Origin of the sequence: Streptomyces sp. SID1328, assembly GCF_009865595.1 — a bacterium.
In the GTDB taxonomy this organism is placed as follows: Bacteria; Actinomycetota; Actinomycetes; order Streptomycetales; family Streptomycetaceae; genus Streptomyces; species Streptomyces griseoluteus.
The window spans coordinates 1-5,264 of sequence record NZ_WWKH01000278.1; the positions used below are offsets into that span (position 1 = coordinate 1).

A 5,264-nucleotide genomic window follows, 5' to 3' on the forward strand; every position below is an offset into this window, starting at 1 on the left:
CCGCCACCGCGGCCCCCGTCTTCCGGCACGGCGTCGCCTCCGGCGACCCCCTGCCCGACGGCGTCCTGCTCTGGACCCGGGTGACCCCCGTGCCCGAGGCGCTGCCCGGCTCCGGGGTCGGCCCGGACACCGAGGTCGGCTGGGCCCTCGCCCGCGACAAGGCGTTCACCGACGTCGTCGCCACCGGCTCCACCACCGCCACGGCGGCCACCGACCACACCGTGAAGGCCGACATCCGGGGTCTTCAGCCGGGCACCGACTACTGGTTCCGCTTCACCAGCGGCGGCGCCGAGTCCCCCGTGGCCCGCACCCGCACCGCGCCCGCGGCCGACGCGGCCGTACCGGGTCTGCGCTTCGGCGTGGTCTCGTGCGCCAACTGGGAGGCGGGCTACTTCAGCCCCTACCGCCACCTCGCGGCCCGCGGCGACCTGGACGCCTGGCTGCACCTGGGCGACTACATCTACGAGTACGGCACCGGCGAGTACGGCACGCGGGGCACCGTGGTGCGCCCGCACTCCCCCGCGCACGAGATCCTCACCCTGGCCGACTACCGGATACGGCACGCCACTTACAAGACCGACCCCGACCTCCAGGCGCTGCACCTGGCCGCGCCGGTCGTCGCCATCTGGGACGACCACGAGTTCGCGGACAACGCCTGGTCGGGCGGCGCGGCCAACCACACCGAGGGCGCCGAGGGCGCGTGGGCGGCCCGTCAGGCGGCCGCGAAGCAGGCGTACTTCGAGTGGATGCCGGTCCGCCCGGCCGTCGCGGGCACCACCTACCGCAGGCTGCGCTTCGGCAAGCTGGCCGACCTGTCCCTGCTGGACCTGCGCTCGTTCCGTTCCCAGCAGGCGGCGACCGCCTCCGGCTCGGTGGACGACCCGGACCGCACGCTCACCGGGCGGGCCCAACTGGACTGGCTGAAGGCCGGGCTGAAGGCGTCGGACACCAAGTGGCGGCTGGTCGGCAACTCGGTGATGGTCTCGCCGTTCGCGGTGGGCGCGCTCTCCGCCGATCTGCTCCGGCCGCTGGCGAAGCTGCTCGGTCTGCCGCAGGAGGGCATCGCCGTCAACACCGACCAGTGGGACGGCTACACCGACGACCGGCGCGAACTCCTCGCCCATCTCAAGGCCAACGCCATCGGCAACACCGTCTTCCTCACCGGTGACATCCACATGGCGTGGGCCAACGACGTGCCCTACGACGCGGGCACCTACCCGCTGTCGGCGTCGGCGGCCACCGAGTTCGTGGTCACCTCGCTCACCTCGGACAACCTCGACGACATCGTGAAGGTCCCCCAGGGCACCGTCTCCGCCGTCGCCGCGCCGGTCATCCAGGCCGCCAACCGGCACGTCCACTGGGTCGACACCGACCGCCACGGCTACGGCGTGCTCGACATCACCGCCGAGCGCGCGCAGATGGACTACTACGTGATCTCCGACCGTGCGAACCCCGACGCGAGCTCGGCGTGGGCGCGTTCGTACCGCACCCGCAGCGGGACGCAGAAGGTCGAGCGGAGCTACACGCCCGTGTAGCCGCTCACAGGCTCGCTAGAGGCTCTCGAGGAAGCCGAGCGCCACCCGCCAGGTGGCCTCGGCGGCCTCGGCGTCGTAGTCGGGCAGGTCGCGGTCCATGTAGAGGTGGCCGGCGCCGGGGTAGCGGTAGACCTCCACGTCCGCGCCGGTGCGGCCCATCTGGAGGTACCAGGCGCTCAGCCAGTCGTCCGTCTCGAACGGGTCCGGCTCGGCCACGTGCAACTGCACCGGCAGCTCGTCCGCGAAGGCGTTCGGCGCGATGTCCGAAGTGCCCTGGAGAAGCAGCAGCCCGCGCGCCTTGTCGTCGCCGAGGGCAAGAGTCTGCGCGATCGAGGCGCCGAGCGAGAACCCCGAGTAGACGAGCCCGCGGTCGGAGTAGGGGGCGACGGCCAGCACGGCCCGCTTGAGCAGCTCCTCCTTGCCCACGGACTGCTGGTACTCCATGCCTTCCTCGACCGAGTCGAAGGTGCGGCCCTCGAAGAGGTCCGGCGTCCACACCTCGTGCCCGGCCGCGCGCAGCCGGTCCGCCGCGTCGCGCACCGCGGGGGTGAGCCCGTAGGCCGAGTGAAAGAGCATGATGTTCATGCCCCCCATGGTGCCAGCCGCACCAGGTCAGGGCGTTACCGGCGCGGCCCGTCTACCCAGCACGAGACCGAACACACAGGTTCATGCCGCCGCCACGCGGTTACGTTCCCCCTCATGGAGAACGTCATCCGGCCCCTGGCCGTGGTCGGCGGTGCCGTCGCGCTCACCGTGGTGCTCGGCTGGGCCACCGATCTGCTGCTGCGCAAGGCCGACGAACGGCACGGCGAGACCCCGCTGTGGGACCTGCTGCGCCGTTGCCGCATCCCCTACCAGCTCGTCCTGCTCGCCGCCCTGCTCAGAGGGTCCTACGCCCAGGTGCCGTGGCTGCGCGACCACCTGGTCGGCATCGGCCGGGCCCTGACCCTGGTGCTGATCGGGTCCACCGCGTGGCTCGTCATCGGCATCGCGGGCGCCGTCGTGGAGACCTCGTACAGCCGGTACGCCCGGATGCACCGGGACGCCGCGCGGGTACGCCGGGTGCGCACCCAGGTCACGCTGATCATGCGGGTGGTGTCGGCGACGGTCGGGGTGGTCGCGGTGGGGGCCATGCTGCTGACGTTCCCGGAGATGCGCGCGGCCGGCGCCTCGCTGCTGGCCTCGGCCGGCATCCTCGGCATCGTGGCCGGTGTGGCGGCCCAGTCGACGCTGGCCAACCTGTTCGCCGGGCTGCAGATCGCCTTCGGCGACATGGTCCGCATCGGCGACACCGTGGTGGTGGACGGCGAGTGGGGCACCGTCGAGGAGATCACCCTGACCTTCCTGACGGTACGGACCTGGGACGAGCGCCGGATCACCATGCCGGTCTCCTACTTCACCTCGCGCCCGTTCGAGAACTGGTCGCGCGGCACCCCGCAGATGACCGGCACCGTCTTCTGGTACCTCGACCACAGCGCGCCGGTGGAGGCGATGCGGGAGAAGCTCCGCGACATCCTGCGCCACTGCCCCGCCTGGGACGGACGTGCCTACGGCCTGGTGGTGACCGACACGACCCCGAACACCATCGAGGTGCGCGCCCTGGTGACCGCCAAGGACGCGGACGACATCTGGACGGTCCGGGTCACGGTCCGCGAGCAGCTGATCGCCTGGCTCTCCGCCGAGCACCCGTACGCGCTCCCCCGCGTCAACACCTCCGACGCGGTCAAGGCCCCGTACCAGATCCCCTCCCCGGACCGGTCCACCCTGCGCAAGGCCTACGACTTCCCGCGCACCGGCCGGTTCTAGCGGGCCGGGGGCGGCTCAGCGCAGGCTGCGCACGTCGAGATGGCGCAGCACCCGGTCCACGATCTCCGGGTCCGCCCCCGGCTCGCTGCGGGCCGCGAGCACCTCGTGGCGGGCGGCGCTCATCATCTCCGACTGGATCTGCCGCACCCGCTTCAGGCGCCGGGCCCGCTTGTGGTGGGCTTCCCGGCGCTCCTCCTCGCCCATGTCGGGGCTGATGCGGATGCCGATGTCATAGGCGCGCCGGAGCATCTGCTCGGACAGCTCCTCGGGGAGGTCCTCGACCTGCTCGATCTCCCGCAGCTTGCGCCGGGCCGCCTTGGTCGCGCGGACCGCCAGCTCCTTCTCGAAGTCCTTCTCCCGCTCGGAGTCGGCCCGCACCCCGAGCCTGCGCACCAGCGAGGGCAGCGTGAGTCCCTGGAGCACCAGGGTGGCGATGATCACCCCGAAGGCGATGAAAATGATGATCTCCCGGTCCGGGAAGGGCCGGCCGTCCTCGGTGCTGAGCGGGACGGCGAGGGCCAGCGCCACCGAGGCCACCCCGCGCATCCCGGACCACCACATCACCACGGTCTCGCGCCAGCCGACCGGGATCTCCTCGTCGAGGTCCCGCCGGGCGTGCAGCCGTTTCGTCAGCCAGGTCGCCGGCAGCAGCCACAGCAGCCGGACCAGGATCACCACGGCCGCGACCGCCGCCGCCCAGCCGAGCAGTTCGCCCCAGCGGCCGGAGGCGGTGCGCACCGCGTTGTGCAGCTCGAGGCCGATCAGGCCGAAGGCGACGCCGGTGACGAGGGTGTCGATGATGTCCCAGAAGGTGTGCCCGGCCAGCCGGGTCATCACGTCGTCGGCGTCGGTGGCGTACTCGGAGAGGAACAGGGCGGTGGTGAGCACCGCGAGCACGCCCGAGCCGTGCAGCTCCTCGGCCAGCACGTAGGAGGCGTACGGCACCAGCAGGGAGAGACCGATCTGGAGGGTGGCGTCGCCCAGCAGGGACATCAGCTTGTTGGCGCCCCAGCCGAGCGCGAGGCCGACGACGACGGCGACGACCGCGGAGAGCACCAGGTCCAGCCCGGCCTGCCAGGGCGAGAACTCACCGCTGATCGCGGCGGCGATGGCCACGTGGTAAAGCACGATCGCGGTGACGTCGTTGAACAGCCCCTCGCCCTCCAGGATGGACACCAGGCGGCGCGGCAGGCCCAGTTGACCGGCGACGGCGGTCGCGGCGACCGGGTCCGGCGGGGCGATCAGCGCGCCCAGCGCGACGGCGGCGGCGACCGGCAGGCCCGGCACTATGGCGTGCGCGACCGCGGCCACGCAGATCGTGGTCACGAAGACCAGGGCGACGGCCAGCAGGAAGATCGGCCGGAGGTTCGCCGTGAACTGCCGCCAGGAGGTCCGCCGTACGGCCGCGTAGAGCAGCGGCGGCAGCAGGGCGGGCAGGATCAGGTCGGGCGGGATGTCGACGTTGGGCACGAAGGGCAGCACGGCGAGCACCCCGCCGAACACCGTCATCAGCACCGGCGCGGGGAGATTGAAGTACTCGCCCACCGGCACACTCACCAGGGCGGCGAGCAGGATCACGAACAACAGGGCCAGCTGATCCACGTAGCGCGCTCCGGAGGTAAACGATCACCGCGAGCCTCCAGCCTGCCACGCCGGCCGGAAAAGCCCGGTCAACGGCCCGCGCTCGTACGACCGTCCTACGCGGGCCCGAGCGGGCGGCGCATCGCCCGGTGCGCGATCTGGGCGTCCTGGAACTCCGGGCCGTACGCGGTGTAGCCGAGGCGCTCGTAGAAACCGAGGGCGCGGGTCTGGGCGTGCAGGTCGACGGCGGTGAGGCCGAGGTCCCGGGCCGCGTCCTCGATGGCCCGCACCAGGGCCGCGCCGACGCCGAGGCCGCGCGCCCGCCGGGTCACCGCGAGCCGG

General features: G+C 72.3%; 5 protein-coding genes. 2 read left to right on the forward strand and 3 right to left on the reverse strand.

Annotated features, from left to right (window positions below; genetic code table 11):
• The coding region (locus tag GT030_RS08425; protein ID WP_237522270.1) for an alkaline phosphatase D family protein at positions 1–1,535 on the forward strand (1,535 nt) is incomplete at its 5' end.
• Positions 1,536–1,550: 15 nt separating this feature from the next.
• Here the strand turns inward: GT030_RS08425 and GT030_RS08430 are convergent.
• Positions 1,551–2,120, reverse strand: coding sequence for a dienelactone hydrolase family protein (locus GT030_RS08430; protein ID WP_135790471.1), 570 nt, complete (start codon positions 2,118–2,120; stop codon positions 1,551–1,553).
• A gap of 114 nt (positions 2,121–2,234) precedes the next feature.
• On the opposite strand from GT030_RS08430, the gene GT030_RS08435 reads away from it, so the two are divergent.
• Complete coding sequence (locus GT030_RS08435; RefSeq protein ID WP_161200553.1) at positions 2,235–3,341, forward strand: mechanosensitive ion channel domain-containing protein; 1,107 nt, start codon at positions 2,235–2,237, stop codon at positions 3,339–3,341.
• A 15-nt stretch (positions 3,342–3,356) separates the two neighbouring features.
• Here the strand turns inward: GT030_RS08435 and GT030_RS08440 are convergent, their stop codons facing one another.
• On the reverse strand, positions 3,357–4,943 hold the full coding sequence (locus GT030_RS08440; RefSeq protein WP_161200554.1) for a Na+/H+ antiporter: 1,587 nt from the start codon (positions 4,941–4,943) through the stop codon (positions 3,357–3,359).
• A 95-nt stretch (positions 4,944–5,038) separates the two neighbouring features.
• Positions 5,039–5,264: GNAT family N-acetyltransferase (locus GT030_RS08445; RefSeq protein WP_161200555.1), on the reverse strand; the 226-nt coding region annotated here is incomplete at its 5' end.